The 20,481-nt window shown below is 64.3% G+C and carries 16 protein-coding genes and 3 tRNA genes; 4 read left to right on the forward strand and 15 right to left on the reverse strand.

Going from position 1 to position 20,481, the window contains the following annotated elements; all coding sequences use genetic code 11:
- Window positions 1-111 precede the first annotated feature (111 nt).
- The 4 genes from BM060_RS00010 to BM060_RS00025 form a co-directional block, all read right to left on the reverse strand.
- Window positions 112-187: transfer RNA gene (locus tag BM060_RS00010), tRNA-Glu, on the reverse strand.
- A 53-nt stretch (window positions 188-240) separates the two neighbouring features.
- Window positions 241-316: transfer RNA gene (locus tag BM060_RS00015), tRNA-Ala, on the reverse strand.
- Window positions 317-592: 276 nt separating this feature from the next.
- Window positions 593-2,077, reverse strand: coding sequence for a glutamate--tRNA ligase (gene gltX / locus BM060_RS00020; protein ID WP_009621034.1), 1,485 nt, complete (start codon window positions 2,075-2,077; stop codon window positions 593-595).
- A 49-nt stretch (window positions 2,078-2,126) separates the two neighbouring features.
- On the reverse strand, window positions 2,127-3,047 hold the full coding sequence (locus BM060_RS00025) for a LysR family transcriptional regulator (RefSeq protein WP_074976169.1): 921 nt from the start codon (window positions 3,045-3,047) through the stop codon (window positions 2,127-2,129).
- A gap of 108 nt (window positions 3,048-3,155) precedes the next feature.
- Here BM060_RS00025 and BM060_RS00030 point away from each other — a divergent pair, with 108 nt between their 5' ends.
- A complete protein-coding gene (locus tag BM060_RS00030; RefSeq protein WP_074976172.1) occupies window positions 3,156-4,190 on the forward strand; it encodes an HlyD family secretion protein in 1,035 nt (344 codons plus the stop codon).
- On the forward strand, window positions 4,180-5,739 hold the full coding sequence (locus BM060_RS00035) for an MDR family MFS transporter (RefSeq protein WP_074976175.1): 1,560 nt from the start codon (window positions 4,180-4,182) through the stop codon (window positions 5,737-5,739). The genes BM060_RS00030 and BM060_RS00035 overlap by 11 nt, the downstream gene beginning before the upstream one ends.
- Before the next feature lie 15 nt (window positions 5,740-5,754).
- Here the strand turns inward: BM060_RS00035 and uvrB are convergent, their stop codons facing one another.
- Window positions 5,755-7,770 (reverse strand): excinuclease ABC subunit UvrB, encoded by a 2,016-nt coding sequence (gene uvrB, locus BM060_RS00040; protein WP_074976177.1) that lies wholly within the window; start codon window positions 7,768-7,770, stop codon window positions 5,755-5,757.
- A gap of 184 nt (window positions 7,771-7,954) precedes the next feature.
- On the opposite strand from uvrB, the gene BM060_RS00045 reads away from it, so the two are divergent.
- Together BM060_RS00045 and BM060_RS00050 are read left to right on the forward strand one after the other, a co-directional pair.
- Window positions 7,955-9,151, forward strand: coding sequence for an amino acid aminotransferase (locus BM060_RS00045; protein WP_074976178.1), 1,197 nt, complete (start codon window positions 7,955-7,957; stop codon window positions 9,149-9,151).
- Between the two features lie 69 nt (window positions 9,152-9,220).
- Window positions 9,221-9,296: transfer RNA gene (locus BM060_RS00050), tRNA-Asn, on the forward strand.
- 280 nt (window positions 9,297-9,576) lie between these two features.
- On the opposite strand, the gene BM060_RS00055 is transcribed toward BM060_RS00050, so the two are convergent.
- From BM060_RS00055 to BM060_RS00100, 10 genes are all read right to left on the reverse strand, one after another.
- Window positions 9,577-9,900 (reverse strand): ComEA family DNA-binding protein, encoded by a 324-nt coding sequence (locus BM060_RS00055; protein WP_043313517.1) that lies wholly within the window; start codon window positions 9,898-9,900, stop codon window positions 9,577-9,579.
- 189 nt (window positions 9,901-10,089) lie between these two features.
- A complete protein-coding gene (locus BM060_RS00060) occupies window positions 10,090-12,078 on the reverse strand; it encodes a polysaccharide biosynthesis protein (RefSeq protein WP_074976180.1) in 1,989 nt (662 codons plus the stop codon).
- A gap of 67 nt (window positions 12,079-12,145) precedes the next feature.
- Window positions 12,146-13,168, reverse strand: a complete 1,023-nt coding sequence (locus BM060_RS00065; RefSeq protein ID WP_074976182.1) for an MraY family glycosyltransferase — start codon at window positions 13,166-13,168, stop codon at window positions 12,146-12,148.
- Window positions 13,165-14,124 carry a UDP-glucose 4-epimerase family protein gene (locus tag BM060_RS00070; protein WP_083426692.1) on the reverse strand — a complete coding sequence of 320 codons (960 nt, stop codon included), beginning with the start codon at window positions 14,122-14,124 and terminating at the stop codon, window positions 13,165-13,167. Before BM060_RS00070 ends, BM060_RS00065 begins: the two co-directional genes overlap by 4 nt.
- Window positions 14,125-14,181: 57 nt before the next feature.
- Window positions 14,182-15,336 carry a tetratricopeptide repeat protein gene (locus tag BM060_RS00075; protein WP_074976187.1) on the reverse strand — a complete coding sequence of 385 codons (1,155 nt, stop codon included), beginning with the start codon at window positions 15,334-15,336 and terminating at the stop codon, window positions 14,182-14,184.
- Window positions 15,337-15,343: 7 nt separating this feature from the next.
- Window positions 15,344-15,646, reverse strand: a complete 303-nt coding sequence (locus tag BM060_RS00080; RefSeq protein ID WP_009621013.1) for a LapA family protein — start codon at window positions 15,644-15,646, stop codon at window positions 15,344-15,346.
- Between the two features lie 28 nt (window positions 15,647-15,674).
- A complete protein-coding gene (gene ihfB / locus BM060_RS00085) occupies window positions 15,675-15,959 on the reverse strand; it encodes an integration host factor subunit beta (RefSeq protein ID WP_009621012.1) in 285 nt (94 codons plus the stop codon).
- Window positions 15,960-16,094: 135 nt separating this feature from the next.
- A complete protein-coding gene (gene rpsA / locus BM060_RS00090) occupies window positions 16,095-17,777 on the reverse strand; it encodes a 30S ribosomal protein S1 (RefSeq protein ID WP_043267558.1) in 1,683 nt (560 codons plus the stop codon).
- Between the two features lie 230 nt (window positions 17,778-18,007).
- On the reverse strand, window positions 18,008-19,249 hold the full coding sequence (locus tag BM060_RS00095) for a sulfotransferase family protein (protein WP_135499855.1): 1,242 nt from the start codon (window positions 19,247-19,249) through the stop codon (window positions 18,008-18,010).
- Between the two features lie 8 nt (window positions 19,250-19,257).
- Window positions 19,258-20,406, reverse strand: a complete 1,149-nt coding sequence (locus BM060_RS00100; protein ID WP_074976192.1) for a glycosyltransferase family 2 protein — start codon at window positions 20,404-20,406, stop codon at window positions 19,258-19,260.
- Window positions 20,407-20,481 lie beyond the last annotated feature (75 nt).

The raw sequence follows: 20,481 nt of genomic DNA on the forward strand, positions 1-20,481 counted from the left end.
AGACGGGATCGAACCGTCGACCTCTTGCATGCCATGCAAGCGCTCTCCCAGCTGAGCTATAGCCCCAGATGACTCTGGCGGACGACGCGAGCGCATCGTCGCTGGAATAAGTGGCGTCCCCTAGGGGACTCGAACCCCTGTTACCGCCGTGAAAGGGCGGTGTCCTAGGCCACTAGACGAAGGGGACGCAAACCTTCGATTTTCGGCTCCGCCCCGAAGTGGCGAAACCTACTGGTAATTTGGTGGAGCTAGACGGGATCGAACCGTCGACCTCTTGCATGCCATGCAAGCGCTCTCCCAGCTGAGCTATAGCCCCAAAGTACCGCTACATCTACCGTTCCGCTTCGCCCTGTCGTTCAGTTCGTCGCTGGAACGGGGCGCATCTTAGGGGCGGGAGGTAACCCTGTCAACAAGAATTTTCGACTTTTTTAAATTTTTTCTCCCAAAGAACAATCACTTAGCAAAGGAGCCCGGTTCCCCTCCCCTGCGCCGCGCCTTCGGCCCCTTACAACCGCGGCCCGGCCCCAGGGATTATGGACACGAAAAAGGCCGGGCGCCCGGAGGCGGCCGGCCTTTTGTCAGGCGGAATCCGTCAGCCGGCGATGGCGTCGCGGATCTTCTCCCACTCCTTGGCTTCCTTCTTCGACGCCCCGCCCAGCAGTTCCAGGGCCTGGCGCAGGCGATAGCGCGACAGGTCGGCGCCGAGGATTTCCATGGCGTCGAGCACCGACACCGAGCTGGCGTGGCCGGTGATGGCCGGGAACATCAGCGGCATGACGTCGCGCAGCTTCAGGCCCAGGTGTTCGGCGACGGCCTGGATAGTCGCGGTGATGCGCTCCTTCTCCCACTGGCGCAGCGCTTCCAGCTTCCACAGCACCAGCTGCAGGACCTGGCGCACCTGGGTGGCGTCGAGCTTCTTGTGCTCGAACAGCTTGGCGTCCAGCGGCACGCCGCCGCTGAAGAAGAAGCCGGCCAGCGGGGCGATCTGGCTGAAGTTCTCCACCCGGCCCTGCACGTGGGGGGCGATCTTCATCAGGTACTCGGGGTTGAGCGCCCATTTCTGCACTTCGCGGGCGAACTCCTCGACCGACTGCTCGCGGATCCACTGGCCGTTCAGCCAGGACAGCTTCTCCATGTCGAAGATCGGCCCGCCGAGGGACACGCGGGACAGGTCGAAGTTGTCGATCATCTCCTGCAGGCTGAACTTCTCGCGCTCGTCGGGCATCGACCAGCCCATGCGGCCCAGGTAGTTCAGCAGCGCCTGGGGCAGGAAGCCCATGCGCTCGTAGAAGGTGATGGAGGTGGGGTTCTTGCGCTTGGACAGCTTGCTCTTGTCCGGGTTGCGCAGCAGCGGCATGTAGCAGAGCACCGGCTGTTCCCAGCCAAAGTACTCGTACAGCTTGATCAGCTTGGGCGCCGAGGGCAGCCACTCTTCGCCGCGCAGCACGTGGGTGATGCCCATCAGATGGTCGTCGACCACGTTGGCCAGGAAGTAGGTGGGCAGGCCGTCGGCCTTCATCAGCACCTGCATGTCCATGCGGTCCCACGGAATCTCGACGTCGCCGCGGAGCATGTCCGGGACCACGCAGACGCCCTCGGTCGGCACCTTCATGCGCACCACGTGGGATTCGCCGGCGGCGATGCGGCGCTGCGACTCCTCTTTGGGCAGGTGCATGCAGTGGCCGTCGTAGCGCGGGGTTTCCTTGCGCGCCTGCTGCTCGGCGCGGATGGCGTCCAGGCGCTCGGCGGAGCAGAAGCAGGGGAAGGCGTGGCCCTTCTCCACCAGTTCGTCGCTGTACCGCTTGTAGATGGCGCCGCGCTCGCTCTGCCGGTACGGGCCGTGCGGGCCGCCGACGTCCGGGCCTTCGTCCCACTCGATGCCCAGCCAGCGCAGGGCGTCGAAGATCTGCTGTTCCGACTCGCGGGTGGAACGCACCTGGTCGGTGTCCTCGATGCGCAGGATGAACTTGCCGCCGTGCTGGCGGGCGAAGCACAGGTTGAACAGCGCGATGTAGGCGGTGCCGACGTGCGGGTCGCCGGTGGGGGACGGCGCGATGCGGGTGCGGACAGTGGTCATGAAAGCTCTCGTGAAAACCGGAATGAAAGATGCGGACCGCGGCCCGCATTCATGGGTGCGATGTTATCAGGCGCGCCGCCCCCGGCTCCAGCCGATGGGCTTCGTCGATGGGCAGGCGGTGGATCAGGTAGTCGAGGAAGGTCTTCACCTTCATCGCCTGGAAGCGCCGCGAGGGATAGACCGCATAGAGTTCGCCGATGGGCAGCTGCACCTCCGGCAACAGGCGCTCCAGGCGGCCGCTTTCCAGTGCCACATCGACGATCAGCTCCGGCAGCGAGGCGATGCCCGCCCCGGCCAGCACCGCCTCGCGGGCGAAGGAGATGTTGTTGCAGGACAGCACGCGCTGGCAGGGCACGCTCTCGTTCAGCAGCGGCCAGTAGCGTTGCGAGTCCTGCGCCAGCAGCACCGCGCGATGCCGCGCCAGGTCCTCGACGTGCAGCGGCCGCCCGTGCTGCTGCAGGTAGCCGGGGCTGGCGCACAGGCAGCGGCTGGTCACCAGCAGGCGGCGGGCGATCAGCGTCGAGTCCTCCGGCTGGCCGACGGTGATGGCGATGTCCACGCCCTCCTCCAGCGGATCGACGGTGCGCGAGCCGAGCTCCACTTCCGCGGTAATCTGCGGGTAGAGGCGCATGAAGTCGCCGAGCACCTCGGCCAGGTACAGCTGGCCGAACTCGATGGGCGCGGTGATCCGCAGCAGGCCCGAAGGCTCCTGCTGCAACTGCATCACCGCCTGCTCGGCCTCGGCGAAGTCGAGCATGATCTGCCGGCAGCGGTCGTAGTAGGCCTGCCCCACCTCGGTCAGGCGCAGCTTGCGCGTGGTGCGGTTGAGCAGGCGCACGCCCAGGCGCTCTTCCAGCAGCGCTATGCGCCGGCTGACCGTGGACTTCTGCATGCCCAGGCTGTGGGCGGCCTGGGTGAAACTGTGGAACTCCACGACACGGGTGAAGATCAGCGCATCATCCAGCCCCATTATTGTTCCTTATAAACAACAAAGTTTCCGAATTGTAGCGACTGCGCCCCGGCCGGGAACACTGTTACATTGGCGGGAAAAATTCTGCCAAACAAACGCTCGTTTATCATGCCCGCACAATTAAAACGCCGCCTGAGCATCTTCTTCGTCATTTTCTGCCTGGTCGCCCTGGCCTTCCTGGCGCGCTGGTACTTCATCGGCCGCTTCCAGGAAACCACCGACAACGCCTACGTCCAGGGCGAGATCACCCGCATCGCCAGCCAGCTGGGCGCGCGCATCGACCAAGTGCTGGTCACCGACAACCAGCACGTGGAAAAAGGCCAGCTGCTGGTCAAGCTGGAGGATGCCGACTTCCGCCTGGCCCTGGACCGCGCCAAAGCAGCCCTCGCCACCCATGAGGCGGAGCTGGCCCAGGCGCGCAGCAAGCTCAAGGGCCAGGGCAGCATGATCGCCGCCAGCGAGGCCGACCTGAACGCCACCCAGGCCACCTTCGGCCGCACCCAGATCGACCTCAACCGCGCCCAGACCCTACGCAAGCCCGGCTACGTTTCCGAGGAGCGCGTCACTACCCTGACCGCCGATTCCCACGTGGCCCGCTCGCAGGTAGCCAAAGCCCAGGCCGACCTGCAGGCCCAGCGCATCCAGATCGACGCCCTGAACGCCGACATCAAGCGCCTGCAGGCGCAGATCGACGCCTCCCGGGCGGAGATCGCCCAGGCCGAGATCAACCTGGCGCGCACCGAACTGCGCGCCCCCGTCGCCGGCCTGGTCGGCCAGCGCAGCGCGCGGGTGGGCCAGTATGTGCAGGTCGGCAGCCAGCTGCTGGCGCTGGTGCCCGACGAAGGCATCTGGGTACAGGCCAACTTCAAGGAGACCCAGGTCGGCCACATGCGCCCGGGGCAGAAGGCCCGGCTGATCCTCGACAGCTTCCCCGACACCCCCATCGAAGGCTGCGTGGACAGCCTCTTCGCCGCCTCCGGCGCCCAGTTCAGCCTGCTGCCGCCGGACAATGCCACCGGCAACTTCACCAAGGTGGTGCAACGCATCCCGGTGAAGATCACCTTCGCCGCCGACAACCCGCTCAAGGGCCTGATCCGCCCGGGCATGTCTGTCGAGGCCGAGGTGCAGCTCGGTGAGCGCTGACGCCCTCGTCCGCCCGGCCGGTGAGCCCACCCGGCGCGACTGGATCGCCGTGCTCTCGGCGATGCTCGGCGCCTTCATAGCGGTGCTGGACATCCAGATCACCAATTCCTCGCTGAAGGACATCCAGGGCGCGCTGGCCGCGACCCTGGAGGAAGGCTCGTGGATCTCCACCTCCTACCTGGTGGCCGAGATCATCATGATCCCGCTCACCGCCTGGCTGGTGCAGCTGCTGTCGGCGCGGCGCCTGGCGGTGATGGTGTCGATCGGTTTCCTGTTCTCCTCGCTGCTGTGCTCCTTCGCCTGGAACCTGGAGAGCATGATCGTGTTCCGCGCCATGCAGGGTTTCACCGGCGGCGCGCTCATCCCCCTGGCCTTCACCCTGAGCCTGCTCAAGCTGCCGGAGCACCACCGGCCCAAGGGCATGGCGCTGTTCGCCATCACCGCCACCTTCGCGCCGTCCATCGGCCCCACCCTGGGCGGCTGGCTGACCGAGAACTTCGGCTGGGAGTACATCTTCTACATCAACATCCCGCCGGGGCTGCTGATGATCGCCGGGCTGCTCTACGGCCTGGAGAAGAAGGCGCCGCACTGGGAACTGCTCAAGAGCACCGACTACGCCGGCATCGTCACCATGGCCATCGGCCTGGGCTGCCTGCAGGTGTTCCTCGAGGAAGGCCACCGCAAGGACTGGCTGGAATCGAACCTGATCGTCGCCCTGGGCAGCATCGCCCTGGTCAGCCTGATCCTCTTCGTCATCCTGCAGACCTCGCGGCCCAACCCGCTGATCAACCTGGGCATCCTGCGCAACCGCAATTTCGGCCTGGCGAGCATCTCCAGCATCGGCCTGGGCATGGGGCTGTACGGCTCGATCTACGTGCTGCCGCTGTACCTGGCGCAGATCCAGGGCTACAACGCCATGCAGATCGGCGAGGTGATCATGTGGATGGGCGTGCCGCAGCTGTTCCTCATCCCGCTGATCCCCAAGCTGATGAAGATCATCGAGCCGCGCCTGCTGTGCGCCCTGGGCTTCGGCCTGTTCGGCCTGGCCAGCTTCAGCTCCGGGGTGCTCAACCCGGACTTCGCCGGCCCGCAGTTCAACCAGATCCAGCTGCTGCGCGCCCTCGGCCAGCCGATGGTGATGGTGACCATCTCGCTGATCGCCACCGCCTACCTGCAGCCGCAGGACGCCGGCTCCGCCTCCAGCCTGTTCAACATCCTGCGCAACCTCGGCGGCGCCATCGGCATCGCCCTGCTGGCGACGCTGCTGGATAGCCGCGCCAAGGTCTACTACGACTACCTGCGCGAAGCGGTGGTGCCGATGAATGGCGCGGTGGAAGAGCGCCTGGCACAACTGGCCGCGCAACTGGGCAGCCAGCAGGCGGCGCTGGGCGAAGTGAGCGTGATCGTCCACCAGCAGGCGGCGATCATGGCCTACAACGACGCCTTCCACGCCATCGGCATCGTCCTCGCCGTGAGCATGCTCGCAGCCCTGCTGACGCGCCCCCTGCCCGCGGGCCTCGGCGCCCAGGCTGGCGCCGGCGCGCACTGAGCCCCGCGGTGGAGGTCAGCCGACCTCCACCAGGCGTTCGCGCAGCTTGTGGATTTCGTCGCGCACCGCGGCGGCGGCTTCGAACTCCAGGTCCCGGGCCAGCTGGTACATCTTCTCTTCGAGCTGGCGGATACGCTTGCCGATCTCGTTCGGCGAGCGCAGTTCGCCCTCGTAGCGCCCGCTCTCCTCCGCCACCTTGGCCACGCCGCGGCGCTTGCCCTTGGCGCCCGGCACGCTGGCGCCCTCGAGGATGTCCTTGATGTCCTTCTTCACACCCTTGGGCACGATGCCGTGCTGCTCGTTGAAGGCGATCTGCTTGTTGCGCCGCCGCTCGGTCTCGTCCATGGCGCGCTGCATCGAGCCGGTGACGTTGTCGGCATAGAGGATCGCCTTGCCGTTGAGGTTGCGCGCGGCGCGGCCGATGGTCTGGATCAGCGAGCGCTCGGAACGCAGGAAGCCTTCCTTGTCGGCGTCGAGGATGGCCACCAGCGACACCTCGGGCATGTCCAGGCCCTCGCGCAGCAGGTTGATACCCACCAGCACGTCGAAGGCGCCGGTGCGCAGGTCGCGGATGATCTCCATGCGCTCGACGGTGTCGATGTCCGAGTGCAGGTAGCGCACGCGCACGTCGTGGTCGCCCAGGTAGTCGGTGAGGTCCTCGGCCATGCGCTTGGTCAGGGTGGTGACCAGCACGCGCTCCCCGCTGGCCACGCGCAGGCGGATTTCCGAGAGCAGGTCGTCGACCTGGGTGGAGGCCGGGCGCACCTCGATCTGCGGGTCGACCAGGCCGGTGGGCCGCACCACCTGCTCGATCACCCGCCCGGCATGCTGCTCTTCATAGGGGCCGGGGGTGGCGGAGACGAAGATGGTCTGCGGGCTGATGGCCTCCCATTCCTCGAAGCGCAGCGGCCGGTTGTCCAGCGCCGAGGGCAGGCGGAAGCCGTATTCCACCAGGGTTTCCTTGCGCGAACGGTCGCCCTTGTACATGGCGCCAACCTGGGGAACGCTGACGTGGGATTCGTCGATCACCAGCAGCGAGTTGGCCGGCAGGTAGTCGTAGAGGGTCGGCGGCGGCTCGCCGGGGCCGCGCCCGGAGAGGTAGCGCGAGTAGTTCTCGATGCCGTTGCAGTAGCCCAGCTCGAGGATCATCTCCAGGTCGAAGCGGGTGCGCTGCTCCAGGCGCTGGGCCTCCACCAGCTTGTTGTTGTTGCGCAGGTAGTCCAGGCGCACCTTGAGCTCTTCCTTGATCTGCTCCACCGCCTGCATCAGGGTTTCCCGCGGCGTCACGTAGTGGCTCTTGGGGTAGAAGGTGAAGCGCGGCAGCTTGCGGATCACCTCGCCGGTCAGCGGGTCGAAGGCGGAAATGTTCTCCACCTCGTCGTCGAACAGCTCGACGCGGATGGCTTCCAGCTCGGATTCCGCCGGGAAGATGTCGATCACGTCGCCGCGCACGCGGAAGCTGGCGCGGGCGAAGTCCATGTCGTTGCGGGTGTATTGCAGGCTGGTCAGGCGGCGCAGCAGCTCGCGCTGGTCCATGCGGTCGCCGCGGTCCAGGTGCAGGACCATCTTCAGGTAGGACGCCGGGTCGCCCAGGCCGTAGATGGACGACACGGTGCAGACGATGATGGCGTCCTCGCGCTCCAGCAGGGCCTTGGTCGCGGAGAGGCGCATCTGCTCGATGTGGTCGTTGATCGACGAGTCCTTCTCGATATAGGTATCGGAGGACGGCACGTAGGCTTCCGGCTGGTAGTAGTCGTAGTAGGAGACGAAGTATTCCACCGCGTTGTGCGGGAAGAAGGTCTTGAATTCGCCGTAGAGCTGCGCGGCCAGGGTCTTGTTCGGCGCCAGGACCATGGTCGGGCGCTGCACCTGGGCGATGACGTTGGCGATGCTGAAGGTCTTGCCGGAGCCGGTCACCCCCAGCAGCGTCTGGTGCGAAAGGCCCGCTTCCAGGCCCTCGACCATCTGTCGGATCGCCTCGGGCTGGTCGCCCGCCGGCTTGAAGCGCGAATCCAGTTGGAATGTCGACATGGGAACCTCGCTGTGGGGTGTGACGCGGGCGCGGCTGCGGCGTCAAACCAGGCGAAAGCATGCGCGATCAACTCGCCGCCTGCCATAGAGGCCTATATAATACCGGCCCGTCGACGCATCCCCCAGCGCCGTGCGCGGGGGGTTGCAATTGCATCTTCACTCCCGCCCTAGAGCTGCTGCCAAAATGAGTCTGTTCTCCGCTGTCGAAATGGCCCCCCGCGACCCCATCCTGGGCCTGAACGAAGCTTTCAACGCCGATACCCGCCCGGGCAAGATCAACCTGGGCGTTGGCGTGTACTACAACGAAGAGGGTCGCCTCCCGTTGCTGCGCGCGGTACAGGCCGCGGAGAAAGCCCGCATCGAAGCACACGCTCCGCGCGGCTACCTGCCGATCGAAGGCATCGCCGCCTATGACCAGGGCGTGCAGAAGCTGCTGTTCGGCGCCGACTCCGAGCTGCTGGCCGAGGGCCGCGTGGTCACTACCCAGGCCGTGGGCGGCACCGGCGCGCTGAAGACCGGCGCCGACTTCCTCAAGCGCCTGCTGCCCAACGCCACCGTGGCCATCAGCGACCCGAGCTGGGAAAACCACCGCGCGCTGTTCGAGGCCGCCGGCTTCCCGGTGCAGAACTACCGCTACTACGACGCCGCCAGCCACGGCGTGAACCGCGCCGGCCTGCTGGAAGACCTCAACGCCCTGCCTTCGCAGTCCATCGTGGTCCTGCACGCCTGCTGCCACAACCCGACCGGCGTCGACCTGAGCCTGGACGACTGGAAACAGGTCCTGGAAGTGCTCAAGGCCAAAGGCCACGTGCCCTTCCTCGACATCGCCTACCAGGGCTTCGGCGACGGCATCGACGAAGACGCCGCCGCAGTGCGCCTGTTCGCCCAGTCCGGCCTGAACTTCTTCGTTTCCAGCTCCTTCTCCAAGTCGTTCTCGCTGTACGGCGAGCGCGTCGGCGCGCTGTCGGTGGTCACCAACAGCCGCGAGGAGTCCGCCCGCGTCCTGTCCCAGGTCAAGCGCGTGATCCGCACCAACTACTCCAACCCGCCGACCCACGGCGCCAGCGTCGTTTCCGCCGTGCTCAACAGCCCGGAACTGCGCGCCTTGTGGGAAGAGGAACTGGGCGAAATGCGCAGCCGCATCCGCAACATGCGCGTCGCCATGGTCGAGCAACTGGCCGCCCTGGGCGCCAAGCGCGACTTCGGCTTCGTCGCCCAGCAGCGCGGCATGTTCTCCTACTCCGGCCTGACCGCCGAGCAGGTGGAGCGCCTGAAGAACGAGTTCGGCATCTACGCCGTCGGCACCGGCCGCATCTGCGTCGCCGCGCTGAACAATGGCAACCTGGAAACCGTCACCCGCGCCATCGTCCAGGTGCTCTGAAAAAAACCGGGGAAGTCATCGGCAGAATGTTGACTTCCCCTTCTTAATCAGTAAGATACGCCCCGTTGTTCCGCGATAGCTCAGTCGGTAGAGCAAATGACTGTTAATCATTGGGTCCCTGGTTCGAGTCCAGGTCGCGGAGCCAAAATTCAAAAGCCCTCGGCATATGCCGGGGGCTTTTTCTTTGGGGCGACGCCCAGCTCTTCGTAGGATGGGTGGAGCGAAGCGATACCCATCGCCCTGCTCGACGGAATGCTGGTCCTACCGGCGGAATCGCGGATAAATCCGCTCCTACGAGGAAACGTCCACACCAATCGTCCTGTCCGCCGTTTCCCTAGACAACGGCGGATAACCGCGAACGGTTATCCGCCCTACGCAACGAAAAAGGCCGGTCACCCGGACCGGCCTTTCCATCGCGGAGTGCCTCAGTCGAGGCTGATCGCCTCCCGGTTGCTCTCCAGGATCGCCTTGCCGATGCCCTTCACTTCCAGCAACTGATCCAGGCTGGTGAAGGGGCCATTGGCCTGCCGATAGGCCACTATGGCTTCGGCCTTGGCCTTGCCGATCCCCTTGAGCCGCTTTTGCAGCGTCTCTGCGTCCGCCGTGTTGAGGCTGACCAGCCCTTCCTTCTCGTCGTGCATGGTGACCGTCGCCGGCGTCAGCTTCTCCGGCGCGGGAGCGGCGGCAGCCATGCCCGACAGGGAAAGGGAGGAAAGCACGACCAGCAGTAGCGCGAATGCCTTATGCATGAACAACTCCTTTTAGTCACTGGGTATGGCGAGCCAGAACGGGCTCGCCATTCACCTTTAGCGACAGGAGCGGGGCAAGGGGAAGAAGGGAAAATCACACTTTGAATGAATCAGGGGCTTCCTCGCCGATTGGACGAAGAGCCCCTCCTGCAACAAGGCAGTGTCCGACCGAGCACCGGTATCGGTCTGTCAGGGCTCCATACGACGCTGCTGGTGGACCAGGTCGACGATGTCGCCATCCGGGCAGTAGCCGTTGACCGTCTCCCGCAGCAGCATACGCACCTGGGCGTAGTCGCCCCGCTCCACCGCCTTCAGCAGCGAGACCAGCACCGTCTTGAACGCCTCCCAAGGCAGCATTTCCTCGTTCGCCTTCATGATCATCGGGTGCTCGGTGGCGCCTACCTCGTCGCCGATCAACAACTCCTCATAAAGCTTCTCGCCGGGACGCAGGCCACTGAACTCGATGGCGATGTCACCGTGAGGCGAACTCTCCGAGCGCACGCTGAGCCCGGAAAGGTGGATCATCCGCTGGGCCAGCTCGAGGATTTTCACCGGCTGGCCCATGTCGAGCACGAAGACGTCGCCGCCGCGCCCCATGGAGCCCGCCTGGATCACCAACTGCGCAGCCTCGGGAATGGTCATGAAATAGCGGGTGATCGCCGGATGGGTGACGGTCACCGGGCCGCCACGCTTGATCTGCTCACGGAACAGCGGGATGACCGAGCCGGACGAGCCCAGCACGTTGCCGAAACGCACCATGGTGAAGCGGGTCTTGTTCACATGGTGGACCCCGGTCTTGTCGCCGAAGAGCACCGGCGCGGGCTCCAGACTGAGCGCCTGGAGGATCATCTCGGCCAGGCGCTTGGTCCCGCCCATGACGTTGGTCGGTCGCACAGCCTTGTCGGTGGAGATCAGCACGAAGTTCTGCACGCCAGCCTGGATCGAGGCCTGGGCCGCATACAGCGTCCCCAGGACGTTGTTCAGCACCCCTTCGGAAATATTGTGCTCGACGATGGGCACATGCTTGTAGGCGGCCGCGTGGTAGACGGTGTTGATCTTCCAGCTGCCCAGCACCTCCAGCAGGCGCTCGGCGCTGCGTACCGAGCCCAGGATGGGCACGAGCTGCACCGGCAGGGATTGCCGCCGGACGCGTTGCTCCAGTTCCTGGTGGATGCGGTAGAGATTGAACTCGCAGTGCTCGAACAGCACCATCACCGTGGGCCCGCAGGGCAGGATCTGGCGGCACAGCTCCGAACCGATGGAACCGCCCGCCCCGGTGACCATCACCGCCTGGCCGCGGATGCAGTGCTCCAGCAGCTCCTTGCGCGGCGCCACCGGGTCGCGCCCCAGCAGGTCGGCGATGTCCACTTCCTGGATGTCGTCCACCTTCACCCGGCCGTTGGCCAGGTCGATGATGCCGGGCACGCTGCGCACGTGCAGCGGATAGGGCTCCAGCAGACCGAGGATTTCGCGACGGCGCGCCCGCGAGGCGGAAGGAATCGCCAGGAGGATTTCCTGGGCCCCGGTCTCCTCGATCATCTGCTGGATATGCTTGGGCTTGAACACCCGCAGGCCGGCAATCACCCGGTTGGCGATCTCGTCGTCGTCGTCGATGAAGGCCACCGGCCGCATCACCCGCCCCAGGCGCAGTGCGGCGACCAATTGGTTGCCCGCGGTACCGGCACCGTACACCGCGACCTTGATCAGGCCATCATCCTGCTTGAGGAAAGGCACGACCTGGATCGCGCTGTACCAGTCGCCCATGAAGTACTGGCGCATGGCCAGGCGCAGGCCGCCGACCATCAGCAGGCTCAGCCACCAATAGTTGAGCACCAGGGAGCGCGGCACCGCCTCGACGACCGAGCGGTTCCAGTAGACCACCAGCGAAAGCACCAGGGCCGAAATGGTCACCGCCTTCCAGATGGCGATCAGCGCATCGTTGCCCAGGTAACGCATGACCGCCCGGTACATGCCGAAGCGGATGAACAACGGTATCGCGATCAACGGCGCGGCGATGAACAGCCAGGCATGCACACGGAAGGGATAGGTCAGGTCATCCGTACCCAGGCGCACCACGAAAGAGAGCCACAGGGCCAGCCAGACCAGGAGCACGTCCGTGACGACCTGCAGCATTCGCTTGTAACGTCGGGGCAACCTCAGCAGGCGCTCTCGCAGCATATCCTTTCATCCTTCCCAGTCCGGGAGCGCAGTCTCCCGTTACATTGACCACCATTTCCCATGGAGTTCACTTCGATTTGCCGTTTTCAGGCCCACCGGCGCCCAGCAATGCCACGACCAGCACCAATGGAGCATAGGCAAGAAACAGACCGGCGACGCCGTCGATTCGGCCCAGCGCCACGAAAACGGCGATCGGCGACAGCCATATCAGATTGATCGCAGCCACCGACAAACTGATGGCGCGATGCTGGCCAAGACGCCGCGAAGCCCGCTGATAGGCATGGCTGCGGTGCGCTTCGTGGACCCGTTCGCCGCGCAGCAAGCGCCGCGCCAAGGTCCAGGTGGCATCGACGACGAAGGCGCCCAGCAGGATCAGCCACGACCAGAACAACTGCGGCGCCTGCCAGGCCGCCTGCAGCGAGAGCCCGCCCAGCATGATGCCGAGGAAGCCGCTGCCGGCATCGCCCATGAATATCCGCGCGGGCGGGTAGTTCCAGGCCAGGAACCCAGCGGTGGCCGCGGCGAGCAACAGCGGCAGCCAGGCGGCCGACCCCACCCCCGCCAACCAGCAGCAGAGCGCCGCGCCGCCGCAGACGGTAATCGCCTCCAGGCTGGCGATGCCGTCGATGCCGTCCATGAAGTTGTAGAGGTTCAGCAGCCACACCAGGTAGAACAACGCCAGCAGCGAGCCGAATAGCCCCAGGTCCCAGCGAACGCCGGCGAACGACAGGGCCGGCAGCCCCCCCAGCATGTAGAGCAGGAAGGCCGCGCCGAGGAAATGGCCGAGCAGGCGCCAGCGCGCCGGTACGTGACGGTGATCGTCGATGAATCCCACCAGGGCTATCCAGCCCCCCGACAGCAGCAGGGCAAGCATGGCGCGCGTATCGGTCAGGCCCATCCCCCAGGACAGCAGCAGCGCCAGCAGGAAGCTCAGGACTATCGCCACCCCGCCGCCCCTTGGCGTCGGCACACTGTGGGAGCTGCGCTCGTTGGGCACGTCCATCACGCTGCGCGCCAGAGCATAGTGGCGAACCCCGGCGGTACCGGCCCAAGCCAGCAGCAGGGCGAGAAACAGCAGGAGGAAGATCATGCCCGGGCCTCCCGGTACCAGCGCGCCGTCTCCGCGAGCGCCTGGTCGACGCTCACCGGCGGCTGCCAGCCCAGCAGCTCGCGGGTCTTGCCGATATCGACCTGCAACGAGCCCAGCACGCGCTGCGCCTGGGCTCCTCGCCCAAATAGCGCGGCCAGCCCCTGCAGCAGGGCCACCGGCACAGGCAGCAGCCGCGAGCGTACGCCGAGAGCCATGGCCAGGCGACGGCACAGCTCGGCACTGGAAAGATCGTGGTCGTCGCTGACCAGGAAGACCTGGTTGGCGGCACGCTCGTGCTCCAGGCATACGCGCAGCAGATCGACCAGATTATCCCTGGCCACCAGGCTCCGCTGGTTGCGCACCCGAGCGAACGGCAGGGGCAGCTGCCGCTGCACCGCACGCATCAGGCTGGCGAAGTTGGCCCCCACACCCGGGCCGTAGATGAGCGGAGGGCGGATGATCACCCACTCCATCGCGCTCCCTTCGGCCAAGTGCGACAGCGCCCTCTCCGCCTCCAGCTTCGACTGGCCGTAGGGATCGGCCGGCTCCGGCCGATCCTCGGCACGGAACGGCCGGCCGGGCGGCGTCAGCTCACCGTTGACCTTGATCGAACTGATGAAGATGAAACGCCGCACCCCTGCGGCTGCAGCCTGGCGCGCCAGGTTGAGGGTGCCCTCGACGTTGACCGCGCGGAACTCGGCCTGGGGGTCGTCCGCGGTTTCGCGCATGACATGCACCCGGGCCGCGGCATGGATCACGACGTCCACGCCAGCCAGTGCAGAAGCCCAGTCCTGGGTCGCGTCCAGGCCATCGATGGAGTGGATCTCCACGCCGGGAAATTCGCCAGACAGACGGGAACGCACCGCCACCGCCAGGCGCAGCTCCGGTATCGCGGCAAAGGCTTCGAGAATGCCCCGCCCGACAAAACCGGTCGCACCGGTCAGAAGTACTTTCAACACCACTCCTAGAGATTCAGGGCGCCGGGGCACCATCCATGATTCCGGGCATCGGCATCACTGCTGGGGAGCAGCGATCGGCCTGAGCGTATTCCACGCGTGGCAGCCCGGACATTGCCAGTGCAGTTCGCGCCCGGCGAAACCGCAATTGCCACAGCGATAGTGCGGCATCGATCGATACAGGCCGAGGATGATCGGCTGCATGTGGGTGAACAGCTCCTGGTCCGCCCTTCCACCACCCAGCGTACCGAGCATGTCCAGCAGCCCTCGCCAGGACGGCTGTTGCTGGACCTTGGCCAGCAAGCGGCCACGCCAGCCCTGCCCATCCGCATCGAGCTGGGCCAGGATCGCCAGCAGCGCCGGCGATGCATCCGGCGCCTCCGCAAGACGGCGCAGGCAGGCGAGGATTTCCGGCTCGGCACAACACTCGCGGCGCCGCAACATGGGCAGCAGCTCGCCGAGAAAGCCGGCATCGGCCGCGCAGAGCTCGGTGATGGAGGCGTCGGCAGCCTGGAAGTTGCGCTGCCACAGCTCACAGTCCAGGCGCATCAGCAAGGCGCGCACGCATTGGGGGTCGACCCGCCGGGCTTCCTTGAGAAGCTCGCGGGCACCGTCGCGGTCACCCGCGCGAATGCGCTCCTGAGCCTGCTCGCAATAATAGTTGGCCAGCACCGTCTTCAGCTGAGAGCGCCGCCCCACCAGGCGCGCAGCGAGTTCAACGGCACGCGCCCAATCCTTCTCACGCTCGGCGATGCGACGCAACTCGTCCAGCGCCTCCAGTGAGATGGCCTGGCCATCTCGCTGCATCAGCTCATCCAGCAGTTGCTCGGCACTACCGAGCAAGCCTCCGGCGATGTAATCACGAGCGAGTTCGAGACTGATCTGCGCGGACAGCTCGGGGTTGGCCGATGCCTTGTCCAGCAGTTCCTGGTGGATCTGGATGGCCTTCTCGATATCCCCACGGCGACGGAACAGATTGCCGACATGAACGTGGCTTTCGAGTGTTTCCTCGTTCAGCGAAAGCCCTTGGGAAAGACGCTCCAGCGCGTCGTCGGAATGCCGGTCGAGCAGGTTGTGCATGTTGCGCACCCGCTCGCGCAACGCCTCGTCAGCCGAAGCCGGCCAAGAGCCCGGGCGCAACGAGCGTCGCCCCAGCCACCAACCGACGGCCAGGGCCAAAACGAACAGCAGCATCGCTACAACGCTGGACATCCCGGTGTCACTGGGTCTTCAGCGACTGGTCGCGCAGGGCCTGGTTTTCCTTGCGGAAGCGCGACACTTCGGAACGCAGCCCCGAGAGATGCAGGCGCGTGCGCGCCCGGAATGGAATGCTCAGCAGCAGGCCGATGACACCACCCAAGACGAAGGACAGGGTAATGAAGACCACCAGCGGCCACTCCGGCGTCTGCCAGCCCAGGAAGGCCAGTTGAACCCGCTGAAGGTTCTCCAAGACGAAGACGACGACCACTGCGCAGAGCAGGATGGCAGCCAGGAAGGCCAGAAAGCGTTTGAGCCGAAGCATGAAAAATCCTCGATCGTTCTCTAGCCGGCTACACGGGCTCGTTCACCCGATCGCGCAATTCCTTGCCCGGCTTGAAGTGCGGAACGAATTTACCATCCAGGCGCACCGATTCGCCGGTCTTCGGATTCCGGCCGACGCGCGGTGCGCGGTAATGCAGAGAGAAACTGCCGAACCCACGGATCTCGATGCGATCGCCGGTAGCCAGAGCCTGGGACATCTGCTCAAGCATCGTCTTGATCGCCAGCTCCACATCCTTTGCGGAAAGCTGCCCCTGATGGGTGACGATTCTCTCGATCAACTCCGACTTGGTCATGGTTTTCCCTTCTTTTTCAAGCGGCTAGATCAGCTCTAGGTTCTTTTAGCACGCAGCTCAAGCTTTGAACAGCCTAAAGGAGGGAAAACGAAAAAGGGCGACCGAGGTCGCCCTTTTTCTTAGAGGAATCAGGACTTAGCCCTGATTCTCCATTTGCGCACGAATCAGATCACCAATGGTGGTCGGACCGGTGTTTTCTACTTCTTGCTTGCTACGCAGCTCTTTCATCGCATCCTTCTCGTCATCGACGTCCTTGGACTTGATGGAGAGGCTGATGACGCGGCTCTTGCGGTCGATGCTGATGATCTTGGCTTCGACTTCTTCGCCTTCCTTCAGCACGTTGCGGGCGTCTTCGACGCGGTCGCGGCTGATTTCGGAAGCCTTCAGAACGCCTTCGATCTCGTCGCCCAGGCTGATTACGGCGCCTTTGGCGTCAACTTCCTTGACGATGCCGCGAACGATGCTGCCCTTCTCGTGCTGGCCGGCGTAGCTGGAGAACGGATCGTCTTCCAGTTGCTTGATGCCCAGGGAGATGCGCTCGCGCTCCGGATCGACGGAGAGGATGACGGTTTCCAGCTCGTCGCCCTTCTTGAAGCGACGCACGGCTTCTTCACCGGCTTCGTTCCAGGAGATGTCGGACAGGTGAACCAGGCCGTCGATGCCGCCTTCCAGACCGATGAAGATACCGAAGTCGGTGATCGACTTGATGGTGCCGGAGATCTTGTCGCCCTTGTTGAAGCGGCCGGAGAAGTCTTCCCACGGGTTGGATTTGCACTGCTTGATGCCCAGGGAGATACGACGACGCTCTTCGTCGATGTCCAGAACCTGAACTTCCACTTCGTCGCCAACCTGAACGACTTTCGACGGGTGGATGTTCTTGTTGGTCCAGTCCATTTCGGAGACGTGTACCAGGCCTTCCACACCCTCTTCCAGCTCGGCGAAGCAGCCGTAGTCGGTGAGGTTGGTGACGCGGGCCATGACGCGGGTGCCTTCCGGGTAACGAGCCTTGATGGCAACCCACGGGTCTTCGCCCAGTTGCTTCAGGCCCAGGGATACGCGGTTGCGCTCGCGGTCGAACTTCAGAACCTTGACATCGATCTCGTCGCCGACGTTGACGATTTCCGACGGGTGCTTGATGCGCTTCCAAGCCATGTCGGTGATGTGCAGCAGGCCGTCTACGCCGCCCAGGTCCACGAATGCGCCGTAGTCGGTGAGGTTCTTGACGATACCCTTGACTTGCTGGCCTTCCTGCAGGGATTCCAGCAGGGCTTCGCGCTCGGCGCTGTTCTCGGCTTCCAGGACGCTACGACGGGAAACGACAACGTTGTTGCGCTTCTGGTCCAGCTTGATGACCTTGAACTCGAGCTCTTTGCCTTCCAGGTGAGTGGTATCACGCACCGGACGGACATCGACCAGGGAACCCGGCAGGAACGCGCGGATGCCGCTGACGTCGACGGTGAAGCCGCCCTTGACCTTGCCGTTGATAACGCCCTTGACCACTTCATCAGCGTTGAAGGCAGCTTCCAGAACCAGCCAGGATTCGGCACGCTTGGCTTTCTCGCGGGACAGCTTGGTTTCACCGAAGCCATCTTCAACCGCGTCCAGCGCAACGTGGACTTCGTCACCCACCTTGATGGTCAGCTCGCCCTGTTCGTTGTAGAACTGCTCGACCGGGATGACGCCCTCGGACTTCAGGCCGGCATGCACGGTGACCCAGTCACCGTCGATGTCGACCACGATGCCGGTGATGATGGCACCCGGCTGCATGTCGAGGGATTTCAGACTTTCTTCAAAGAGTTCTGCGAAGCTTTCGCTCATGTTTATACCTGTAGTCAAAGGCCTGTAGGCCCGGCTCCGCGCCACCAGCGAACGCGGTCAAGTGATGAAAAAGAAGCCACCAAGATCGAGACTGGTATCCTGTCGGCCCCTGGCTGTGTCCGACCGAAGCCGGGCACTCCACATTCAATTTTTTACGGGCTGCTCCGCCAGATATGGACGAAAGCCTCCCAATACAAGGTCTGGAATGTTAGCAACCGCCGCACCAGGCGTCAAATGGGCTTGGTGCGCATCTTCCCGACCCATTCGCCACAATGCCGCAAGGGCGCTGTCACACGCCAGGACCTGCTGGCCAGGACCTGTTCCAGGTGTCCAAGGGTCGCTGAATGCTCTGCGCGCAAACGGCATTGCTCGGCCTCCAGGGAAGCAAGCTTCTGACGCTGGCCCTCCATCGACTCGAGAAGCATTTCGCGCTCCTGTTGCAGCGCCTGAAGCCCGGCCAGATAGGCCCGCTCCTGCTTCTCGAAGAAAGCAGCGGCCTCCTGACGTGCAGTCTCACCTGCCCTAATGGTGGATTCCAGCTGGAATATCCAGCCGACCAGTTCGGCTTCCCGCGCACTCGATCGCTTCCGGTCACCCTGGTACCACTGGCTGGCGCTCCAGGACTCCATATCCAGGCGTCCGAAATGCCGTAGCATCGGCCACACCTCAGCGAACTGACGCTCAACAGCCTCTAACTGACGAACGGATACCTGTCCCTCGTCCCTGGCCAGCCGGCCCAACAGTTCATGAAGCCCGACCAATGCGGGAAAGGCGTCTGCATGTCGGCGCAGAAGTGCCTCATCGAAACAGGTATGCCGAAGGGAACGATCCAGGATGTCGACGGAGAAACGCTCGAACAACGCATCCGAAAACGGCAAACCCAGGCGATCCGCCACCCGCTGCAGGGACTCTCGCGGCTGCGCCATGAAGCCGTCGTAGTCAACTACGACCATGCGCCTGGCGGCGGCGAATCGTAAGGCCCTGTACATATGTTCGTACCACAGCATCAGACTCTTCGCCGTGGAAAAACCATCACGCGCCTCCAGCGATGCCGCCACGCTCAGCGGATGACGCAGGGGAACGACCAGTGCAACGTTCACCCCCCTGGCATCCAGCAACGGCATCCAGAAATCCATGAGGCGCGGCAGACGGGGATCCTTGATGCCGAACAGATCACGCCCTGCCAGGCGTTGATCCAGCAGCGAACCCATCCGGCGCTGCAGGTCTTTGCCGGACTCGCTATCCAGCAGGAGGCTCCCATCGACTCCAATGCAGGAAGACGAGAAGCCTTGCGCTGCGAACACTTCCTCGTTCAGGTCGATGATCGCACGATCTTCCCAGAACCCTCGTGGATTGTCTGGCCCCGGTGCAATGAGGTGTTCCCCAAAGTCCACTCCCAGGCATTCCAATGCCGCAGACAACAGGCTGGTGCCGGAGCGGTGCATACCCAGCGTCATGACTACCGTTTTCAACTCATTTCCTACCTGCTACCAGCGATCCTGTCGAACCGACCAATCTCCACTTTCACGACACCGGCCTGGCCATCCCTCATACGCTCATCCGGACGAAGAAGCGTGGCCTTGCCGGATACCTCAGGAAGAACCAGGGCAGCACACCAATCCCGGGTCGCGAAATAGTTGTTCACGAACGCAGCGCATTGGCTGTCATCCAGGAGGTCGGCCAACCGATAGACAATGACGGCCCGGCAGAGCAACCAGTCCGGCAGCACAACGCCTCCCTCGGCGATAAGATGCAACGGCGCCTTGCCAACGAGAGCCTCCAACGCAGAACGAGGCCATGACCGCAGATCGCTACCTCGCTTCAGGTGAATCACGAACGCCAGCACCGGCGAACGTCGATACTGGCTCGGGCGCGATAGGTTGAGCAGCGGCTCATTCACCGGTCGCCGGCGATAACCATTGGCTAACGACTTTCGCCATGCCGTGTTGACATAGAACTCCCGGTGCACCAAGCGCAGTTCGCAACGGGCCTGGCGCGAACGGCAACTGGCCTGATCCAGCCGCGATCCGGGGTGCCGCCGGTAGAGCATCAGCGCTTCGCCTATCACCCGGCCATGCACGCCCAGACTCGCCAGGCGAATCCAGAAGTCCCAGTCCTCGTACAAGGAACTGCGCACCTCCGAAAAGCCACCTGCTGCCACCCAGGCGACACGCGAGAATACGGCCGAAACCCCCAAGTGATTGACGTAGGGCAGCAACACCGGATCGAGGTCGCAGGTCCTGACCACTCCTCGCTCCCCTCCGAACAGTTGTAGCCAGCTATGCGCCAAGCTCACGCCGGCATCCGCCTCCAGCATCACCACGCACTTCTCCAGGTACGACGGGGCCAGCAGGTCATCGGCGTCAAGGCAACAGATGTAGCGCCCCCGGGCTTTGGCAATTCCTGCGTTGCGTGCTGCCCCGGGGCCTGCATTGGCCTGCCGGAGGACAGTCAATGAAGTGCACCGTTCAAGCAAGGCGAGCAGACGCCGGGTAGCGGGATCATCGGAGCCATCGTCGACCAGGATGACCTCGAAGTCCTGCAGCGTCTGTTCACGCAAGCTCCGCAGCGCCTGCAACAGATAGGCGCCATAGTTGAAGCAGGGGACAATCACGCTGACCAACGGCATCCCCGAGTCCCAGGGTTCCGCTGTAGCGGGCTCGCATGGCGGACTGCCACGTGAGCGCGAGCCCAATATCCAGTG

Origin of the sequence: Pseudomonas citronellolis (genome assembly GCF_900112375.1) — a bacterium.
GTDB lineage: Bacteria > Pseudomonadota > Gammaproteobacteria > Pseudomonadales > Pseudomonadaceae > Pseudomonas > Pseudomonas citronellolis.